At 49.0% G+C, this 2,104-nt stretch carries 2 protein-coding genes; both read right to left on the bottom strand.

The window, feature by feature from the left end; translation table 11 throughout:
- Nucleotides 1–472: cytochrome d ubiquinol oxidase subunit II (locus tag GOU96_RS17280; RefSeq protein ID WP_324702048.1), on the bottom strand; the 472-nt coding region annotated here is incomplete at its 3' end.
- Nucleotides 469–1,806, bottom strand: coding sequence for a cytochrome ubiquinol oxidase subunit I (locus GOU96_RS17285; RefSeq protein ID WP_000887578.1), 1,338 nt, complete (start codon nucleotides 1,804–1,806; stop codon nucleotides 469–471). The genes GOU96_RS17280 and GOU96_RS17285, both read right to left, overlap by 4 nt.
- Nucleotides 1,807–2,104: the final 298 nt, after the last annotated feature.

The raw sequence follows: 2,104 nt of genomic DNA on the forward strand, positions 1-2,104 counted from the left end.
CCACACAGAGTGCACTCAGCACCGCAAAAGCATAAGCTTCAGGCGCAGATTCAAATCCGACGACATAGCGGCCAATCATATAGCCTTGGGTAAGCGCGGCCAGCAGAGAGCCGATTTTAAAGCACAGATCCCAATGATCTTTGTGGTCGGCTTTGGCTTTTGCCCGAAAATCAAACGCGACGCCACGCATGATGAGCGCGATTAACATCAATGCAGTCGGCAGATAAAGCTCAGTAAATATCAGGCTATGTGCCGTAGGAAAGGCAATCAGCAAGATACCGACCGCCAACACTAACCAAGTTTCATTGGCATCCCAAAATGGGCCAATCGAGGCGATCATTCGATCGCGCTGCGCCACATCATTACGCGGCAGTAAAATGCCCACGCCTAAGTCATAACCATCCAACACCGCGTACATAAACACGGTGAAACCCAACAACAACAAATAAATTTCTGGCAAATACTGCATCATAGCGCGGCCTTTGTAGAGCTTGGTGAAACCTGCGGTGCGTGTCCGGTTTTACGTGCAAGGTAAAACAGGGTGTGAACATAAGCGACCAACAACACAACATAAGTGATGAGATAAAGCGTCAGCGAGATCCCAACCGAGCTACTGGCCACGGGGGTCACGGCTTCAGCGGTACGCAATACGCCACTCACCAGCCAAGGCTGGCGACCAATTTCCGTGACATACCAGCCCGCAATCGTGGCAACCCAACCCGAAAAGGTCATGCCGATTAAGGCATACATATAGGGTTTGGGTAGCGGTTTGTTACGCCATACACGCCAAGCGCCAAACCAACTGACCAATAGCATCAGCACACCCACTCCCACCATGACGCGAAAACCAAAAAACAGCGGTGCGACGGGGGGATGATCTGGCGCGAAGGCATCAAGTCCAACAATTTCCCCGTTCATATCGTGGGTTAAAATCAAGCTGGCCAAATTCGGAATACCAAGAGCAAAATCATTGCTGCGAGTCTCTTCATTTGGCAGAGCAAACAGCAGTAGCGGTGCGCCGCGCTCGGTCTGCCATACACCCTCCATCGCCGCGATTTTCGCTGGTTGATGTTCTAAGGTATTGAGGCCGTGTAAATCCCCCACCAAGATCTGCACAGGAATGGCTAACGCGGCCACACTCACGGCCACTTTTAAGCCCATTTTGGCGGCTTGATGTTTGGCATTACGCAGCACTTGATAAGCACTGATCCCGGCAATCAAAAAACTTGCCGTCAATGCCGATGCCAGCAAAGTATGCGCTAAGCGATATGGCATCGAGGGGTTAAAAATCACCTCCTTCCAACTGGTGACATGCACCACTCCATCAATCACTTCATAACCGGCTGGAGTATGCATCCAACTGTTGAGCACCAGAATCCAAAACGCAGATAAACTGGTGCCCACAGCCACCAGCACAGTCGATAAGGTATGCAGCCATTCCGGTACTCGCCCTCGGCCAAACAGCATCACGCCAAGAAACGTCGCTTCCATAAAGAAGGCGGTCATCACTTCATAGCCAAGTAAGGGACCTGCCACATTGCCCACGCGCTCCATAAAGCCCGGCCAGTTAGTGCCAAATTGAAAACTCATGGTAATGCCCGACACCACCCCAAGAGCAAAAGTCAGCGCAAACACTTTTACCCAGAAATAGTAGAGATCGAGCCATTCACTGACTTGTGTTCGTAAATAACGCCATTTGAAAAACACCAATATCCAGCCCAACGCAATGGTGATGGTGGGAAACAGTATATGAAAGCTGATATTGGCAGCGAATTGGATCCGCGACAGCATGAGGGTATCTAACATCTCTTTTCCTCAAAAAATGAAACAAACCAGTGATGGGGTTAACACTAACCACCATCTTTAGTGACTCATACGTCATTGGCACTGGATTGGTTTAGTCCGCGCAGCGCAAATTGCCCGTGCCAGACAAATTTGATTTGTATCAATTTTGATGAGGGAAACCGAGAGAAAAGGTGTATCTAAACTCAGAGAAATAATGACAAAACATTACCTGATAAGGATAAGAAATAACGCCTTAAGTGAGCGTTCAAACCATCAACGCTATAGTCCAAGGATTTTTATACACCCAAACTACTTGGAG

Source organism: Vibrio sp. R-1 (genome assembly GCF_035615595.1).
GTDB lineage: Bacteria > Pseudomonadota > Gammaproteobacteria > Enterobacterales > Vibrionaceae > Vibrio > Vibrio cholerae.

Bases quoted from the DNA above. Each gene is read 5' to 3' on its own strand.
- GOU96_RS17285 (WP_000887578.1), bottom strand. From the start codon at position 1,806: ATGTTAGATACCCTCATGCTGTCGCGGATCCAATTCGCTGCCAATATC.